General features: G+C 63.7%; 15 protein-coding genes and 1 other RNA gene. 10 read left to right on the forward strand and 6 right to left on the reverse strand.

The genetic code is table 11. The features are described from left to right. Nucleotides 1–56 precede the first annotated feature (56 nt). The 9 genes from AB5Y47_RS08435 to AB5Y47_RS08475 all read left to right on the forward strand — a co-directional run bounded on the left by AB5Y47_RS08435 (nt 57) and on the right by AB5Y47_RS08475 (nt 9619). Nucleotides 57–1214, forward strand: coding sequence for an acyl-CoA dehydrogenase family protein (locus tag AB5Y47_RS08435; RefSeq protein WP_368220128.1), 1158 nt, complete (start codon nt 57–59; stop codon nt 1212–1214). Between the two features lie 118 nt (nt 1215–1332). Beyond that, complete coding sequence (locus AB5Y47_RS08440; protein WP_010674596.1) at nt 1333–2124, forward strand: enoyl-CoA hydratase; 792 nt, start codon at nt 1333–1335, stop codon at nt 2122–2124. 78 nt (nt 2125–2202) lie between these two features. Further along, nucleotides 2203–3303 carry an enoyl-CoA hydratase/isomerase family protein gene (locus AB5Y47_RS08445; protein ID WP_368220129.1) on the forward strand — a complete coding sequence of 367 codons (1101 nt, stop codon included), beginning with the start codon at nt 2203–2205 and terminating at the stop codon, nt 3301–3303. Between the two features lie 27 nt (nt 3304–3330). Further along, complete coding sequence (gene mmsB / locus AB5Y47_RS08450) at nt 3331–4251, forward strand: 3-hydroxyisobutyrate dehydrogenase (RefSeq protein ID WP_368211317.1); 921 nt, start codon at nt 3331–3333, stop codon at nt 4249–4251. Nucleotides 4252–4322: 71 nt separating this feature from the next. Further along, nucleotides 4323–5084 (forward strand): SDR family oxidoreductase, encoded by a 762-nt coding sequence (locus tag AB5Y47_RS08455; RefSeq protein ID WP_103243199.1) that lies wholly within the window; start codon nt 4323–4325, stop codon nt 5082–5084. 366 nt (nt 5085–5450) lie between these two features. Then, the gene (gene arcD, locus AB5Y47_RS08460; RefSeq protein WP_010674600.1) at nt 5451–6887 is read left to right on the forward strand and encodes an arginine-ornithine antiporter; all 1437 of its coding nucleotides are present in this window, start codon (nt 5451–5453) and stop codon (nt 6885–6887) included. 91 nt (nt 6888–6978) lie between these two features. After that, nucleotides 6979–7767 carry a sulfite exporter TauE/SafE family protein gene (locus tag AB5Y47_RS08465; protein WP_045524789.1) on the forward strand — a complete coding sequence of 263 codons (789 nt, stop codon included), beginning with the start codon at nt 6979–6981 and terminating at the stop codon, nt 7765–7767. Between the two features lie 102 nt (nt 7768–7869). Continuing rightward, nucleotides 7870–7966: signal recognition particle sRNA small type (gene ffs / locus AB5Y47_RS08470), an RNA gene on the forward strand. Nucleotides 7967–8590: 624 nt separating this feature from the next. Then, nucleotides 8591–9619 carry an MBL fold metallo-hydrolase gene (locus AB5Y47_RS08475; protein ID WP_045524790.1) on the forward strand — a complete coding sequence of 343 codons (1029 nt, stop codon included), beginning with the start codon at nt 8591–8593 and terminating at the stop codon, nt 9617–9619. 181 nt (nt 9620–9800) lie between these two features. Here AB5Y47_RS08475 and yjfF read toward each other — a convergent pair whose 3' ends face one another. The 5 genes from yjfF to AB5Y47_RS08500 form a co-directional block, all read right to left on the reverse strand. Then, a complete protein-coding gene (yjfF, locus tag AB5Y47_RS08480) occupies nt 9801–10808 on the reverse strand; it encodes a galactofuranose ABC transporter, permease protein YjfF (RefSeq protein WP_368220130.1) in 1008 nt (335 codons plus the stop codon). Further along, the gene (ytfT, locus tag AB5Y47_RS08485; RefSeq protein ID WP_010674605.1) at nt 10801–11820 is read right to left on the reverse strand and encodes a galactofuranose ABC transporter, ATP-binding protein YtfT; all 1020 of its coding nucleotides are present in this window, start codon (nt 11818–11820) and stop codon (nt 10801–10803) included. Before ytfT ends, yjfF begins: the two co-directional genes overlap by 8 nt. A gap of 1 nt (nt 11821) precedes the next feature. Further along, on the reverse strand, nt 11822–13330 hold the full coding sequence (ytfR, locus tag AB5Y47_RS08490; protein WP_039039167.1) for a galactofuranose ABC transporter, ATP-binding protein YtfR: 1509 nt from the start codon (nt 13328–13330) through the stop codon (nt 11822–11824). An 85-nt stretch (nt 13331–13415) separates the two neighbouring features. Continuing rightward, the gene (gene ytfQ / locus AB5Y47_RS08495; protein WP_010674607.1) at nt 13416–14375 is read right to left on the reverse strand and encodes a galactofuranose ABC transporter, galactofuranose-binding protein YtfQ; all 960 of its coding nucleotides are present in this window, start codon (nt 14373–14375) and stop codon (nt 13416–13418) included. 283 nt (nt 14376–14658) lie between these two features. Continuing rightward, the gene (locus tag AB5Y47_RS08500; RefSeq protein WP_234916744.1) at nt 14659–15624 is read right to left on the reverse strand and encodes a LysR family transcriptional regulator; all 966 of its coding nucleotides are present in this window, start codon (nt 15622–15624) and stop codon (nt 14659–14661) included. A gap of 117 nt (nt 15625–15741) precedes the next feature. On the opposite strand from AB5Y47_RS08500, the gene AB5Y47_RS08505 reads away from it, so the two are divergent. Then, nucleotides 15742–16593, forward strand: a complete 852-nt coding sequence (locus tag AB5Y47_RS08505; RefSeq protein WP_368220131.1) for a type 1 glutamine amidotransferase domain-containing protein — start codon at nt 15742–15744, stop codon at nt 16591–16593. Between the two features lie 62 nt (nt 16594–16655). On the opposite strand, the gene AB5Y47_RS08510 is transcribed toward AB5Y47_RS08505, so the two are convergent. Further along, nucleotides 16656–17534 carry a LysR family transcriptional regulator gene (locus AB5Y47_RS08510; protein ID WP_048208684.1) on the reverse strand — a complete coding sequence of 293 codons (879 nt, stop codon included), beginning with the start codon at nt 17532–17534 and terminating at the stop codon, nt 16656–16658. Nucleotides 17535–17577 lie beyond the last annotated feature (43 nt).

The following is a 17577-nucleotide window of genomic DNA, read 5'->3' on the forward strand; positions in this document are numbered from 1 at the left end:
GGTGCCCCCATTGACAGCAACGGATCGACGGAACAAGTACAAAGGAAGCGAACAAGATGGATTTTACCCTGACCGAATCCCAACGGGCCTGTGTCGAGTCGGCCGGCGCCTTCGCCGATCTGGCGCTCAAACCCCACGCCGCGCGCTGGGACAGGGAGCACGAGTTCCCCATCCCCACCATCAAGCAGGCGGCGGCGCTGGGCCTGTGCGGCCTTTATACCCCGGAGCAGTATGACGGTCTGGGCCTGAGCCGGCTCGATGCCAGCCTCATCTTCGAGCGCCTCGCCATGGGCTGCACCTCCACCACCGCCTATCTCACCATCCACAACATGGTGAGCTGGATGCTGGGCAGCTGGTTGCCTGCCGAGGTGGCCGAGGAGTGGGTCCCCAGGCTCGCCAGCGGCGAGCTGCTGGGATCCTACTGCCTCACCGAGCCGGGTGCGGGCTCCGACGCTGCGGCCCTCAAGACCCGCGCCGTGCGCGATGGCGAAGATTACCTCCTCGACGGCAGCAAGGTGTTCATCTCGGGCGCCGGCAGCACCGACGTGCTGGTGGTGATGGCCCGCACCGGTGGCGAGGGGGCCAAGGGGATCTCCGCCTTCATGGTACCGGCCCAGACCCCCGGCGTGAGCTACGGCAAGGCGGAGGAGAAGATGGGCTGGAACAGCCAGCCGACCCGGGAGGTGAACTTCAATGTCGTGCGCATTCCCGCTCGCTTCCGGCTGGGGGAGGAGGGGGAAGGGTTCAAGTTCGCCATGCAGGCGCTCGATGGGGGGCGCATCAACATCGCCAGCTGTTCTCTGGGCACAGCCCAGCAGGCCCTAGACGACGCGTTGGAGCACGTGCGCCAGCGTCAGCAATTCGGGCGTCCGATCAGCGAATTCCAGAGTGTGCAGTTTCGCCTGGCCGACATGGCCACCGAGCTCGCCGCCGCCCGCCTGCTGGTGCGCCAGGCGGCCGCCAAACTCGATGAGGGCAGCCCGGACAAGAGTGCCTGGTGCGCCATGGCCAAGCGTTTTGCCACCGATGTGGGTCACCGCATTTGCGACGACGCCCTGCAACTCTTTGGCGGCTATGGTTATATCCGCGAGTATCCGCTTGAGCGCTATCTGCGCGACACCCGGGTACACCGCATTCTGGAAGGGACGAATGAAGTGATGCGGCTCATCATCGCCCGCCGCCTGCTGGCCGACCCCGGCCTGTCGCTGGAGTAGCGGGAGGGGCCGGCCCTGAGGACGCAGTCGGCGCGTCCTCATGCTTTGTGAGCCAGGTGCAGGTTGGCTCCATTCAACCCTGTCATCATGGGGCAGTTTTTTTGACAAGGACAACGCAATGACAAGGATCAGGCTCGAATATCACGGCCACGTGGCCTACATCACCCTCGATCACCCACCCGCCAACACCTGGACGCTCGCCAGCCTGAAAGCCTTCTTGCAGATGATGGTGGAGCTGGATGGTCGCCCCGACGTGGTGGCCCTGGTGATCCGCGGTGCCGGAGAGAAATTCTTCTGCGCCGGCGCCGATCTCAAGATGTTCGCCGACGGCAGCCTGGCGCATGCCCGCGAGGTGGCCGAGGCCTTTGGCCACGCCTTCGAGGCGCTGGCCCGCTTTCACGGGGTCAGCATCGCCGCCATCAACGGTTATGCCATGGGAGGGGGGCTCGAAGTCGCGCTGGCCTGCGACATCCGCATCGCCGAGCAGCAGGCCAAGCTGGGGTTGCCGGAGGCCTCGGTGGGCTTGCTGCCCTGCGCCGGCGGCACCCAGCGCCTCACCGAGCTGGTGGGGCCGGGCTGGGCCAAGCGGATGATCCTCTGCGGCGAGAAGGTGAGCGCCACCCTGGCCTACGAGATGGGGCTGGTGGAGGAGGTGGTGACCGAGGGGCACGCCTGGGAGGCGGCGCAGCAGATGGCCCAGCTGGTGGAGCGCCAGAGCCCGAGCGCCCTGCGTGCCTGCAAACAGCTCATCAATCAGGGGCGAAGCACCCACAGGGACGCGGCGCTGCCACTCGAGCGCAGCCTCTTTCTCGCCCTGTTTGACGATGCCAACCAGCGCGAAGGGGTGGCGGCCTTCCTGGAGAAGCGGGCCCCGCGCTGGCGTTACGACCAATCCAAACCGAAAGAGTGAGGGAGTGAAGGATGAATGAGGTAATGATGGCGACCCGCCATGTCGCAGGGGCAGATACCCGGTCTGCGGGGGCTGCCCATGAGTGAGCCCGTGCGCATCGAGACCCGCCCCACGGCGGATGACCGCCGCATCGGCATGCTGACCCTGGACAGCCCCGCCTCCCTCAACGCCCTGAGCCTTGAGATGATCCAGTTGTTGCAGGCTGCGTTGACCCGCTGGGAGCAGGATCCGGCCATCGTCTGCGTGCTGCTGCAAGGGGCCGGCGAGAAGGCGTTTTGCGCCGGTGGCGACATCCGCTCCTTCTACTACCGCAAACAGGAGGCGAGCGAGTCGGCACTGTTTGGCTATGCTCGCGACTTCTTCCTGCAGGAGTACCGGCTCGATCATCACATCCATCGCTATAGCAAGCCCCTCATCTGCGTGGCGGACGGCATCTGCATGGGGGGCGGCATCGGCCTCTTTGCCGGGGCCGGATTCCGGGTGGTGACCGAAAAGAGCCTGTTCGCCATGCCGGAGGTGACCATAGGCCTCTATCCGGATGTGGGGGCCAGCTGGTTTTTGAGCCGCATGCCGGGGCGGCTCGGGCTCTGGCTCGGCCTCACCGGGGCCCGCTTCAACGGGGCGGATGCCATCGGCCTGGGGCTCGCGGATCATGCCATGGGGAGCCGTGAGCGGATGGAGCTGCCAGCGCGCCTCGCCGCCCTCGACTGGTCCGCAGGCGACCCCGGCGAGCAGATCGAGGCGCTGCTCACCGATTTGCAGGAGGCCCCTGGTCAGGTATTGCCGCCTCCCGTACTGCTGCCCCACCAGGAACGCATCGATGCGCTGTTGGCCGGCCGCTCCCTGCAAAGGGTGCTGGCACGCCTCGAGGACGCCGAGCTGGACGAACCGGGGCTGGCTCAGGGGCGGGAGACCTGCCTTCGCGGGTGCCCCATCAGCCGCGCCATTCTCTGGCGCCAGTTCTGGCAGGCACGGCGCCAGTCGCTGGCCGAGGTGTTTGCCGACGAGCTAGCCCTCTCGGTCAACTGCGTACTCAAAGGGGATTTTGTGGAAGGGGTGCGGGCCCTGCTCATCGACAAGGACAAGTCCCCTCGCTGGCAGGCCCCGCAGGCGGGCGAGGCCTGGCTGGATGCCTTCTATCGCTGGCCCGAGGGGGACAACCCCTTGCGCCCCCGCTGACGCGGGATCACACACAAGGAGCACACCATGACAAGGATTGGGTTTATCGGGCTTGGCAACATGGGGGGCCCCATGGCCGCCAACCTGGCCAGGGCGGGGCACAGGGTGCAGGTGTTTGATCTGGTGCCCGAGAGCCTGACCCGCGCCATCGAGGCCGGCTGCATTGCCGCCGGGAATGCCCGGGAAGCGGTGAGCGGCTGCGAGCTGGTCATCAGCATGCTGCCGGCGGGTGAGCACGTGCGCAGCCTCTGGCTGGGGGAGAGTGCCGGTGAGCGGGGCGGCCAGGATCTGCTGGCGGCCCTGTCGCCCGGCGCCCTGGTCATCGACTGCTCCACCATAGACGTGGCTTCGGCCCGTCAGGTGGGGGCGGCGGCGAAGGCGCGCGGCATCCGTTTTCTCGATGCACCCGTCTCGGGAGGGGTGGCCGGTGCGGCGGCGGGCACCCTCACCTTCATCGTCGGCGGCGAACAAGCGGATTTTGAAGCGGCCAGACCCGTGCTCGCCTGCATGGGGCAGAACCTGTTTCACGCCGGGGCCCTCGGCGCTGGCCAGATCGCCAAGATGTGCAACAACATGCTGCTCGCCATCCACATGGCGGGCACCGCCGAGGCGCTGGCGCTCGGGGTCAAGGAGGGGCTGGATCCCGCCGTGCTCTCCACCATCATGGGCAAGAGTTCGGGCAACAACTGGAGCCTGGAGCGCTACAACCCTTGGCCCGGGGTGATGGAGAACGTGCCGGCGTCGCGTGGCTATCAGGGGGGCTTCATGACCCGGCTGATGGTCAAAGATTTGGGGCTCGCCATGGCGTTGGCGGAACATGCCCACAGCGCCGTGCCCATGGGGGCCCTGGCCCGCAACCTCTTCAACCTGCACGCGAGCCTGGGCCAGGAGAACAAGGATTTCTCCAGTATCCTCGAGCTCTATCGGGACAAAACTGCGCCGGGTTAAGGGCCGCTATCTACCTTTTTACCCGAGAGTCTTTGACTCGACAGTCACCGGCCATCTCACCAGGAGCATTTATGGATATCACACGGAAAGTCATTGCGATCACGGGGGCGGGCAGGGGGCTCGGGCGCGCCATCGCCCTGAGTCTGGCGGAGCAAGGTGCCGTGCTTGCACTCATCGACGTCAACCGCACCGATCTGGAGGTGACCGAGGCGGAGGTGCGCAGCCGTGACGGCCGCTGCGCCCTGTTCGTCTGCAACGTGGCAAGCGAGCCGGAGGTCGAGGCGACCTTCGCCGCCATCAAGGATCAGTTGGGGGCCCTGCACGGCCTCGTCAACTGTGCCGGCATCCTGCGCGACGGCATGCTGATCAAGGTGAAGGAGGGGGCACTGACGGAGAAGATGAGCCTGGCCCAGTGGCAGAGCGTCATCGACGTCAACCTCACCGGCACTTTCCTGTGCGGGCGCGAGGGGGCGGCGCTGATGGCCACCGGCGGGGAGGGGGGCGTCATCATCAACATCTCCTCCATCGCCCGGGCCGGCAACATGGGCCAGAGCAACTATGCCGCCAGCAAGGCGGGGGTGGCCTCTCTGGTGGTCACCTGGGGGAAGGAACTGGCCCGTCACGGCATCCGGGTGATGGGCATCGCCCCCGGCGTCTTTGCCACCGACATGACGGCGGCGATGAAACCCGAAGCCATGGCCCGCATGCAGCAGGCCATCCCGGTGGGCACCCTGGGGCAGGCGGCGCAGCTGGCCCAGACGGTGCAGTTCATCCTTGCCAACGACTATCTGTCGGGGCGGATGATCGAGCTGGACGGCGGCTTGAGGCTCTAGTCCCCCCCTGCATATACCCTCTCTGACGCCCCTCCTGCAGGGGCGTTTTTACAGGGGAAAGGCCCCAGAGCAAGGGTGCATAGCCATGCAGGTCCGCTTTTTGAAAAGCGGGGCGACATCATGAAAAGTCGTGAAATATCAACGGGTCTTTCTTAATTTGAACCAGCTCACAGGCACCCCGGGTCAGTGCTGTAAAATTGCGCGCGGTCAAGGCGGCTCATGATTGACGGCAAGAGGGATTGCGGCCGGAATAGTCATGCAATATAGTTGCCGCCTTTTTCACGGGGTACGGATTTTTAGCCCCTCCCATGTCGCGCGCTGTATGAATACGGATGCTCAGCCGCCGCCTAATAAAACAGGTTTGAGATGGACAAGAAACTGGGGCTGGGTGCCCTCATTTCGCTGGTGATCGGCTCCATGGTCGGTGCCGGGGTTTTCAGTCTGCCGCAAAACATCGCAGCGCACGCCAGTGCCGGGGCCGTCGCCCTGGGATGGGCCATCACGGGGATCGGCATGATCTGCCTCGCCCTGGTCTACCAGAATCTCTCCATGCGTCGACCGGATCTCGATGGCGGCATCTTCAGCTACGCCAAGGCGGGGTTCGGGGATTTCGTCGGCTTCAACGCCGCCTGGGGTTACTGGCTGTGCCAGCTGCTGGCCAACGTCTCCTACGCCATCGTGGTGTTCAGTGCGCTGAGCTATTTCTTCGACACGCCGGACAATGTCATCTTCGGTGACGGCAACACCCCGGTCGCCATCACGCTCGCCTCCCTGCTCATCTGGTCGGTGCATGCCCTGGTGCTGCGCGGCATCCAGGTGGCGGCGCTGGTGAACATCGTCACCACCATCGCCAAGATGGTGCCCCTCATCGTCTTCTGTGTAGCCATCCTGCTCGCTTTCAACATGGAGACCTTCACCCTGGATCTCTGGGGGCAGGGGAGTCCCGAGCTCGGCTCCGTGATGGATCAGGTCAAGTCCACCATGAAGGTGACCCTCTGGGTCTTCATCGGCATCGAGGGGGCCGTGGTGGTCTCCGCCCGTGCCCGCCATCGCAAGGACGTGGGCCGCGCCACCGTCCTGGCGCTGCTCGGCGCCCTGGCGCTCTACGTCATGGTGACCCTGTTCTCCCTGGGGGTCATGAACCAGCCGCAACTGGCGGCCCTCAAGAACCCCTCCACCGCCATGATCCTGGAAGCCGTGGTCGGCCCCTGGGGCGCCTGGCTCATCAACATCGGCCTGGTGATCTCGGTGATGGGGGCCCTGCTGAGCTGGACCGTGCTGGCGGCGGAAGTGCCCTACATAGCCGGCAAGACCGGGGTCTTCCCGGCCTGGTTCGCCAAGGAGAACAAGAACGGCTCCCCCAAGGTGTCGCTCTGGTGCTCCACCTGCCTGGTGCAGATCTTCCTCATCATCATCTACTTCCAGAACAGCACCTATCTGGCGCTGGTGAACATCGCCACCTCGGCTGCCCTGGTGCCCTATGTCTTCTCCGGTGCTTACGGCCTCAAGCTGGCGTTGAAAGGGGAGACCTACGCGGGCCAGCCCCATCAGCGCAAGCGCGACCTGCTGCTGGCCCTGGTGGCCACCGTCTATGGCTGCTGGCTGGTCTATGCCGCCGGAGTGGAGTACCTCTTGCTGGTGGCGCTGCTCTACAGCCCGGGGATCTTCATCTACTGGAAGGCGCGCCAGCACCACGGCCTGCGCAGCCTCAATCGGCTGGAGCAGGGGATGACGGCAGCCCTGCTCGGCTGCGCCGTGCTGGCGTTCTACAAGGTGATGGACGGTACCATTCCCCTGCATTAATCGGCACAATAAAGAGATGGCAAGATGCCATCTCTTTTTTATGGATAATGGCGGTCAAGTTGACCGCTGTTTCGTTATTGAAGGAATGTTTATGCTGTTTGTAGGCTATCTGGTGTTGGGCGCCTTCGCGGGCATGCTGGCCGGGCTGTTCGGTATCGGCGGCGGCCTCATCATCGTCCCCGTGCTGGTCCTGAGTTTTCACGCACAGGGCGTGGCGCCGGAGATCATCACCCATCTGGCCCTCGGCACCTCGCTGCCCACCATGATCTTCACCGGTTTCAGCTCCCTGCGTGCGCACCAGGAGGCCGGGGCGGTGGACTGGGGAATGATACGGCGCCTGGGCGCCGGCATGCTGGTGGGTGCCTGGCTCGGCGGCATGACCGCCAACCTGCTCAGCGCCAGCACCCTCAACATCATCATCGGCTGCTTCGCCTGGACCATGGCCCTGCAGATGGGGCTCAATTTGAGGCCAAAAGCGGAGCGACACATGCCGGGCCCCCTTGGTACCGGGATCGCCGGCACCGTCATCGGCTGGATGTCGGCCTTGTTCGGCATCGGTGGCGGCTCGCTGACCGTGCCTTACCTCACCTGGAATTCGGTGCCCATGCGCAACGCCGTGGCCGCCTCCGCCGCCTGCAGCATGCCCATCGCCCTGGCAGGCAGCCTCAGCTACCTCTATGCCGGTTGGGGAGACGTCGATCTGCCCGAGTGGAGCGTCGGATTCATCTATCTGCCGGCCCTGCTTGGCATCGTGCTCACCAGCACCCAGTTTGCCCGTCTGGGCGCCAGACTGGCACACAGAATGTCACCCCGGCGGCTCAAGCAGGCCTTTGCCCTGCTCATGTTGCTGGTGGGTGCCAAATTCATGCTCTTTAGCTGAACCCTTGGCCAGATTGTTGAAAAATAAGGCGAACGGCTCGCGATGCGGTAGAAAGCCATTGCATTGAGGGGCCAGTTTGCCTATTCTCCTCGCCGGTGGTCCTATTGGTCCTCTCGCATTGATAACCCGTCGACCTGGTCAGGACCGGAAGGTAGCAGCCAAGGCGGGGGACTCGAGTGCCGGGATGTGGCTGGTAGGGCCACCACCTGTTTCTGCTATTCAACAAGTTACAGCTAATACCCCCCTTCAGACCTCTTGGTAATCCACTTCATGTGGATGAATCAGGAGTCTTCAAAGTGAATTTTCAGCTCTCTTCACATGCTATTTGCTCTACCGCATGGTGAGCCTGTGCCCTATGGGCGTTTATCAGGCTTCAGACCGCGCCTGGCTCAAACTTCCTCTTGATCTTCAGCACTGTCCCCTTGAGATCATGCTTTCCCTCAGTCACCTCCCGTGGCCTCTATGGCCCAGCCATCTTCTGACTTTCAGCACTGCAAGCTCTTGCAGTACGCCATCTGACGCCTCCTTTTGTTGGCGCCGACAGAGCAGGTGAGGCCATGCGCTTGACGCGACACCATGCCGGGGCCACGCGGCAACGCGAACCCCTCTGGTGGCGGGAGCCCGGGCAGGCTATCTTGCCGTTACTGGAGATGTCGGGAACCGGTTTCATACCGTGCGACTCTCCCGTTCTGTTTTATGGAAGGTGCGGCCCCGTGCAGGGGCTGCTCCCGACTCACCAGATACCAGGCTGGCACAGAACCCGTCAGCCTCTTTTCGCGCCCTTGAGGGGCGCCGTTTTCTGTGGTTGCTCAAAGGAGCCCTGATGATTGGCATGATCGCATCTCTACTCAAACCGGGCCTGCCCGAACACCCGGACTCCTCGCAATATCAGGGGGGGCGGTTCAACAATGCCGTGACACCCCAGGCGCGAAGCCTCTGGGAAGGGGCCAGGCTCTGGTGGGACTTCCTGTTCGCCAAGCCTGGGGGCACGGTGCCGGATCGCGCCATTCCGGTACAGGTCATGACCCGGGAGGGGCTCATCGCGGCGCCGGACAACAGCGTGTGGCGCATCGGCCACTCCACTCTGCTGCTCAAGTTGCAGGGCACGTTCTGGCTGACGGATCCCGTGTTCAGCGAGCGGGCCTCGCCGGTGCAGTGGTTCGGCCCCAAGCGCTGGCATCAACCGCCCATCACCCTGGAGGCGCTGCCCCCCATCGAGGGGGTGATCCTCTCCCATGATCACTACGACCATCTCGATCACGGGGCCATACTGGCGCTGCAGGAGAAGGTCGACCACTTCATCACGCCCCTCGGGGTGGGGGCGCGCCTCGTGGCCTGGGGGATTGCGAAGGAGAAGATCCGCGAACTGGACTGGTGGCAGCAGACCCGAGTGGGCGGTGTCACCCTGGTAGCGACCCCGGCCCAGCATTTCTCCGGCCGTGGCCTCGGGGACGGCAACCAGACCCTCTGGGCCTCCTGGGTCATTCGCGGCGAGGGGGTCAACCTCTTCTTCAGCGGTGACAGCGGCTACTTCGACGGTTTCAAGGAGATTGGCAGGCGCTACGGTCCGTTCGACGTGACCTTCCTCGAGACCGGGGCCTACGACAAGCGCTGGGAGCTGGTGCACATGCTCCCGGCTCAGACGGCGCAGGCGTTTCACGATCTTGGGGGGAAATGGCTCTATCCGGTGCACAACGGCACCTTCGATTTGGCCATGCACCGCTGGAACGATCCGCTTGAGCAGATTGCCCGCCTGGCTGCCGAGCAACAGATCCCCCTGACCACACCTGTCATGGGGGAGCCACTGGAGGTGTTGAGCCCCCATGAGGGCAGCCCCTGGTGGTGCGATTGACCTGAGTGCCCTCCAAGGACGGTATCACCCCTCAAAGGGGCGTGCGGGAGGTTGGGGCCGGGCCCTGTGAGGGCCCCGTTGCCTCCCCATCCTCTGCGCCGGACCCGTGACGGCCAGGCGGGGAGGGCGCACGGGAGCGCCTTGCCGCGTTATCTTCTGCCATCAGAGTCTTGCTGATACCTCACTCGGGCTGGGCGGCAACCTGGCGCTTGAAGGGACCTGGCTTGTTGGCCTTGCGGTGTTCCGAAACCAGGATCAGCAGGCGCTGCAGGGCGATGAAGCTGAACAGCAGCAGGCCGATGATGATCTTGGTCCACCAGGAGCTGAGGGTGCCGTCGAAGTTGATGTAGGTCTGGATCAACCCCTGGATCAGCACCCCGAACAGGGAGCCGAAGACGGTGCCCACCCCGCCGCTCAGCAGGGTGCCGCCGATGACCACGGCGGCGATGGCATCGAGCTCCACCCCGACGGCGGCGAGCGGATAGCCCGCCGAGGTATAGAGCGCGAACACGATGCCTGCCAGGGTCGCCAGGGTGCTGGAGAGCAGGTAGATGCGAATGGTGGTGTGGCGCACCGAGATCCCCATCAGGGCCGCCGAGGTGGCGTTGCCGCCGATGGCGTAAACGTTGTTGCCAAAGCGGGTGCGGTTGGCGAGCAGGATGCCGAAGACCACCACCGCCAGCATGATGAGGGCCAGCAGGCTCAGGCGACCACCCCCCGGTATCTTCCACGACAGGCTCGACAGATAGGTGAAGCTGGGGTGATCGATGGGCAGGGACTGCTCGGAGATGAGAAAACTGGCCCCCCGCAGGAAGAACATGCCCGCCAGGGTGATGATGAAGGCGGGGATCTTCAGGGTGTCGATGAGCCAGCCCATGAGGGCGCCAAAGCCTGCTCCGAGCACCAGCACCAGAGGGATGGCCAGCACGGGGCTGACCCCCAGCTTCCCGATGAGGGTTGCCAGCAACACGCCGGTGAAGGCGATGACGGCCCCCACCGACAGATCGATGCCCCCCGAGAGAATGACGAAGGTCATGCCCACCGCCACTATTCCCAGAAACGCGTTGTCCGTCAGGATGTTGCAGATGATGCGGGTGGACATGAAGGCTGGGAAGGAGGCCAGGCAGAGCAGATAGCCCAGCACGAAGACCATGATGGTCACCATCAGAGGGAGGTTGCGTTTAAACATGGCGAGTCCCTCGCTGGAAGAGGTGGTTGAGGGCCGGTGATTGCATGACCAGCACCGCCAGCACCACCAGGGCCTTGACGATCTGGTTCCACTGGGGCTGGTAGCCGGAGAGCAGGATCCCGGTGTTTACCCCCTGGATGATCAGTATGCCGATCAGGGAGAGGGCGAGGTTGAAGCGCCCCCCCATCAGGGAGGTGCCTCCTATCACCACCGCCAGAATGGCGTCCATCTCGAGCCAGAGCCCGGCGTTGTTGGCATCGGCACCCCGGATGTCGGCGGCGACTATCATGCCGGCGACGGCGGCCATCATGCCGCTCAGCAGGTAGGTGGCGATCACCACCATGGGGGTGTTGAGCCCGGCGTTCTTGGCGGCCTTGATGTTGATCCCCACCGCTTCGATGAAGAGGCCGAGGGCGGTGCGCTTGGTCAGCAGCCAGAGCAGCAGCGCCATGCCCAGGGTGATGATGACCGGGGTGGGCAGATAGAAGAGGGAGCCGCTGCCGATCCAGGCGAGTGCGTCGTTGTTAAAGGTGATGATCTGTCCCTCGGTGATGAGCTGGGCGATGCCCCGGCCCGCCACCATGAGGATCAGGGTGGCGACGATGGGCTGGATCTTGAACACCGCCACCAGCAGGCCGTTCCACAGGCCGCACAGAAGGCCCACCCCGATGACGGCGGCGAAGATGACCGGCAGGCTGTGACCGCCGGTGGCCAGGCTGGCCATGGTGGCCCCGCTGATGGCCATGACGGCGCCCACCGACAGGTCGATGCCGCCGGTGGCGATCACCAGCGTCATGCCGAGGGAGAGCAGGGCCACCGGGGCACAGCGGTTGAGGATGTCGATGAGGCTGCCAAACAGCCGCCCATCCTGGATGTGGATGGCGAAGAAGTTGTCGGCGACCAGGGCATTGATGAGCAGCACGCACACCAGGGCGGCGCACTGGGCCGAGCCCGTGGGCCACTCCCTGCGGGCGCGCGACCCCTTGGCGAGGGGAAGAATGGATGACGTCATATCAGGCCTCACATGCAATGGCGTTCATGATGGCAGGGACGCTCAGGGCGTCCGTCGCAAGCTCTGCCACCTGTTTTCTGTCACGAAGGACGATCACCCGATCGGCATAGCCCACCAGCTCCTCGAGCTCGGAGGAGATGACCAGCAGGGCCAGCCCGTTGGCGCAGAGGGATTCGATGAGGCGGATGATCTCTGCGTGGGCCCCCACGTCGATGCCCCGGGTGGGCTCGTCCAGGATCAGGAACTGGGGTTTGGTGAGCAGCCAGCGGGCGAGCAGCACCTTTTGCTGGTTGCCCCCTGAGAGAAACTGGATGGGCTGCTCCGGTCCCGGGGTCTTGATGGCCAACTGCTCGATGAGGCGGGCGGTGATCTCGTCCTGTTCCTTGCGAGACAGGGGATGCAACCAGCCCCGCTGGGCTTGCAGGGCCAGCACCATGTTCTCCCGCACCGAGGCCGAGGCGATGATGCCGGCGCTCTTGCGATCCTCCGGGCAGAAACCAAAGCCGTTGGCGGCCGCCTGGCGTGCAGAGCGGATGGTCACCGGCTTGTCCCGCACCCGGCACTCGCCGCTGTCGCTCGGCACTATGCCGAACATCAGCTCGGCGGTCTCGGTACGACCGGACCCGAGCAGGCCGGCGAGACCCACTATCTCCCCGGGCATGACGTCGAGACTGAAGGGGGCGATGACTCCCCGCTTGCCATAGTCCCTGAACGACACCATGGGCTGGTTGCTGCGCAGTGTCTTGCCCGCCCGCTTGAGGGCATTGTCGTCCAGCTCGCGTCCCAGCATCATCTTGACCAGCTCCAGTTGTGGCAGTGCCTGGGTGTCGCGGGTGCCGACCAGCTCGCCGTTGCGCAGCACTGTGATGCGATCGCTGATGGCGTAGACCTGATCGAGAAAATGGGTGATGAAGATGAGGCTCACCCCCTGATCCCGCAGGCGCGTCATGAGGGAGAAGAGCATTTGGACTTCGCTGGCATCCAGGCTCGCGGTGGGCTCGTCCAGGATCAGGATCCTGGCGGAGAGTGACACCGCCCGGGCGATGGCCACGATCTGCTGCATGGCGACCGAATAGTGGTCGAGGGGCAGGGTGACATCCATCTCGAAGCCGTGGCTGGCCATGATGGCGCTGGCCTGCCGGGTCATGGCGCCCCGGTCGATGAAGCCGAAACGGCGGGGCTCATGGCCGATGAAGAGGTTGTCCGCCACCGACATATTCGGCAGCAGGTTGACCTCCTGATAGACGGTGCCTATCCCCAGACGCTGGGCATGGGCGGTGTCTGTCGGGGAAATGGGGACGCCATCGAGTTCGATACGGCCGGCGTCTCGCTGATAGACACCGGTGAGGGTCTTGATCAACGTGGACTTGCCGGCCCCGTTCTCGCCGAGCAGCGCCATGATCTCTCCCCGGCGCAGGGAGAAGTCCACCTGATGCAGGGCCCGTACTCCGGGAAACGCCTTGCATATTCCGCGGGCATTCAATACGACATCGTGAGTGTTCTCTGACATGAACATTGGCTCTCCGATATAGCGCGCCATACAAGTTCAATCACTTATATGGCGCGCTATGTGACAGTCTGGCGGGGGAGCGGGATTAATAACCCATGTCTTTTTTCAGCTCGAGCTGCGCCTCGGCACTCCCGGGCTCAAACAGTTTGGACTCCGTCTTGATATGTTTGGGGGGCAGGGTGCCATCTTTCTTATAGGCCAGCAGGGCATCGAAGGCCGGTCCCGCCATATTCGGCGTGAGCTCCACCGAGGCATTGGCTTCGCCTGCGATCATCGCCTTGAAAATATCCGGCACGCCATCGATGGAGATGATCTTGATATCCTTGCCCGGTTTCAGCCCGGCCTCTTTAATGGCCTGGATGGCGCCGATGGCCATGTCATCGTTATGGGCGTAGACGGCGCAAATATTCTTGCCGCTATTTTCCGCCTTGATGAAGCTCTCCATCACTTCCTTGCCTTTGCTGCGGGTGAAATCGCCGGACTGGGTGCGGATGATCTTGATGGTGGGCACGGCCGAGACGGTGTCGAGGAAGCCCTTCTTGCGATCCAGCGCCACGCTGGCACCCACCGTGCCCTGCAATTCAACCACGTTGCACGGTTTGCCATCCTGCTGCTTGATGAGCCACTGGGCTGCCACTTCCCCTTCGTGGACGCTGTCGGCGGCGACCCCGGTCATGAAGAGACCGTCATCTTTTACCGTGATATTGCGATCCAGCAGGAAGACCGGGATCTCGGCCTCTTTCGCCTCCTGCAATACCGGCTCCCAGCCAGTCTGTACCACGGGGGCAATAAAGATGGCATCCACCCCCTGGGCAATAAAGGAGCGAATGGCCTTGATCTGGTTCTCCTGTTTCTGCTGGGCATCGGCAATTTTCAGGATGATGCCGCGTTTTTGGGCTTCGCTCTTGGCGACCGATGTTTCTGCAGCTCGCCACCCGGATTCAGAACCAATTTGCGAGAAGCCCACGGTCATCTCTGCAGAATATGCAGTGGCCGAGAGAATAAGGGTGCTGATAATGCTCGCCAGTTTCACTTTTTTATACATATGACACTCCTTTGTGATGCATGGTGAAATAAACCGGAACACGTCAGGTTTTTATTGTACGGGTCAAGGTTATAGGCTCTTGAATTAAACGGCGGGAGGTGGCTCACAGAAAATTTTCAGCAGCACGATGCTTCATACAAACAGCAGAGGAGTTCATATATCGAGCCCTGCCTGTATTGATTTTTATGCATATTTATTTAATTAGGCAACCATTGTGTCCAGAGTGCCACCTGCTTTTTGCCCCCGGTATCGGGGGCGCAGGCACGCAGATGAGGGGCCCTCGTCAACGAAGAGGGGGATATTCCCCTGGCACAGGCGACCCTTCGGGGTGCACCGCTGCCAGCAGATAATCCACGAAGGCCCGGACCCGGGCCGAGAGGTGACGGTGCTGTGGATAGAGGGCGTAGAAGGGGCGGGATCGCCCCGCAAAGGGGGTCATCACCTCGATCAGCTTGCCTTGCAACAGCGCCTCGGCTGCCACGAAATGGTAGATCTGGAACAGACCGCCCCCAGCCACCGCCCAGCCCAGGCCCGCCAGCACATCGTCAAGCACCCGCTGTCTGCTCTGAACATGAAGGTCGACAGGGTCCCCCTGCTCGTTCACGAACTGCCAGGGGAAGGGGCGACCCGTGCTCGGGGTGATGAACTGGATCAGATCATGTTGCGACAGCATCTCCAGGGAGGTTGGCGCGGGGCGGCGGGCGGCATAATCGGGGGCGCAGAAGACCCCGAGGCTGGCATCCTCCAGCTTGCGGGCGATGATCCTCCCATCGCGCGGCTCCCCCAGCCGGATGGCCAGATCGTAACCATCCTCCACGAAGTCGATGTTCCTGTTGGAGACATTGAGCTCCAGCTCGACCTCGGGATAGGCCGCCATGAAGCCCGGCAGCAGGGGCACCAGACGGTGGTGGGCATAGACGGTGCCCACGCTGATGCGCAGCACTCCTCTGGGGTGGCGCTGGCGGCCGGTGATGGCCCGCTCGGCCTCAGCGATCTGCTCGAGCGCTTGCTGGCACTGTTCCCGATAGAGCTCCCCGTCATGGGTGAGGCGCACGCTGCGGGTGGTGCGATGGAAGAGTTTGACGCCGAGCCTGGCCTCGAGACGCTGGATGGAGCGGCTCACCGAGGCGGGCGTCACCCCCAGCACCTGAGCCGTGGCGGTAAAGCTGCCAAGTTCGGCTGCCTTGCAAAAGAGCTCTATGGTGCCGAGCTGGACGGGGTCGAAGGCACGGGACATATGTTCATCCATGTAAATAATCAAGTTCAATGGTGTGAGTTTATTCGTCATTGGGTAATCAGTAAATTGCTCATCGAGGGCGGCCCGGTGGCCGCCCGATCGATCACTGCCATCAAAAGGAAGATCACGATGAAGAACACCCTCAAGGCCGTGCTGGCCTCACTGCTGCTGGCGACCTCCGCTGCGGCCAGCGCCGCCCCGAAAGGCGAGATCCTGGTGCTGCTCTCGAGCGAGACCGAACTGCCGCTGCAAGGGGGCAAGAGCCTGACCACCGGCTTCTACCAGAATGAACTGGGGGTGCCTGCCGCCGCCCTGCTGGAGGCCGGTTATACCCTGACCCCGGTGACCCCGAGAGGGAACCGGCCCGTTGTCGACAAACACTCCGTCGATCCCCAGTACTTTGGTGGCAACCCGCAGGAGATGGTGCGCATCGGCGCCGTCGTGGAGGGGCTGCTTGGCGCCGGCAAGGTGCTCTCCCTGAGGGAGGTGCTGGCATCCGGTCCCGAGCGCTATGCCGGCCTCTTCATTCCCGGCGGCCATGCGCCCCTCATCGATCTTGCCAAGGATCCCGAGGTGGGGACCCTGCTTCGCCACTTCCATGACAACCACAAACCCACGGCCGCCATCTGCCACGGCCCCATCGCGCTGCTGGCGGCGCAGGCGGATCCGGCCGGGTTCGAGCAGTCGGTTATTGCAGGCAAGGGGGACGGCGCCAGAAAGTGGATCTACGACGGTTACAGGATGACCATCTTCTCCGACAAGGAAGAGGCGGTGTTTGAAGGCTCCCTGGGGGGTGACACGCTGCGCTACTACCCGGCGAAGGCCATGGCCCAGGCCGGCGGCAGCATGCAGTTCGTGGCACCCTGGCAGCCTGGCGTTGTGATCGATCGCGAGCTTATCACCGGTCAAAACCCCTTCTCCGACCATGCCCTGGCGAGCGCCTTCATCGCGGCGCTGGACAAACAGCAAGGGGCAGGCTGACGCCAGGAGAGGCGCAAGTTCCCCCCTTGATCAGTGCAGGCAGCCCCCATGGGCTGCCTTTTTCATGCCCCAGCCTTGGCGAGAAACGCCTTCATGGCGGGGGTGACACTGTGTTTTCGGGTGATGAAGGCGATGGTGCCTGCGCTCGCATCGCTCAGGGGATGGCAGGGCAGTTTGAAGAGCTGCTGGGCGGTGGCGGCGATGCCGGCGCTGACCACGGCGCAGCCCAGGCCGTGGCTCACCCCGTTGACCAGGTGGAACAGGGAGTCGGTCTCCAGCACCACCCGCAGGCTGATCTGCTGGCGGGCGGCGGCCTCGTCCAGGTAGCGGCGAAACTGCATGGTGGTGCTTGGCAGGATCAGGGGGAGATCTTGCAAGTCCGCCAGGGTCAGTGGCCCGGTCGGGGCGCAGTGGGCAGGCAGGGGGCCCAGCAGGGCCATGGGGTTGGGGTGGCGAAGCTGGACGTCGAGGGCCCGGCGCTGATGCTCGGTGAGCAACTCGTCAAAGCCGAGCCCGATGTCGATGCGATGCAGATCCAGCTGCTCCATCAGGGTGGCATGGGTCATCACGCAGAGGTGCAGGCCCACCTTGGGGTAGGCGTCATTGAACCCCTTGAGCAGCGGCATGATGTCGATGCTCGACTGGGGCACGACGCCGATGCGCAGCGCACCCGACAGCCCGCCCCGAAAGAGGCTGAGCTCCTGGCGCATGGCATCCTGTTCCTGAAGCATCCGCTCGGCGTGGTGCAGCACCACTTCCCCCGCCTGGGTCAGTGCCACGAACTGGCTGTTGCGCACCACCAGTTCGGTGCCAAGTGACTTCTCCAGGGCGGTGATGCTGGCCGACAGGGTCGGCTGGGTGATGAAGCAAGCCTTGGCCGCCTTGGCGAAGTGACGGTGCTGGGCCAGCTCGTAGAAATAGTGCAACTGCTTGATATTCATCGTGGTAATGGCAGCAGGCAAAGGCAATGAGCGACAAATTTAA

Origin of the sequence: Aeromonas sp. R7-2 (assembly GCF_040908105.1) — a bacterium.
Taxonomy (GTDB): domain Bacteria; phylum Pseudomonadota; class Gammaproteobacteria; order Enterobacterales; family Aeromonadaceae; genus Aeromonas; species Aeromonas caviae.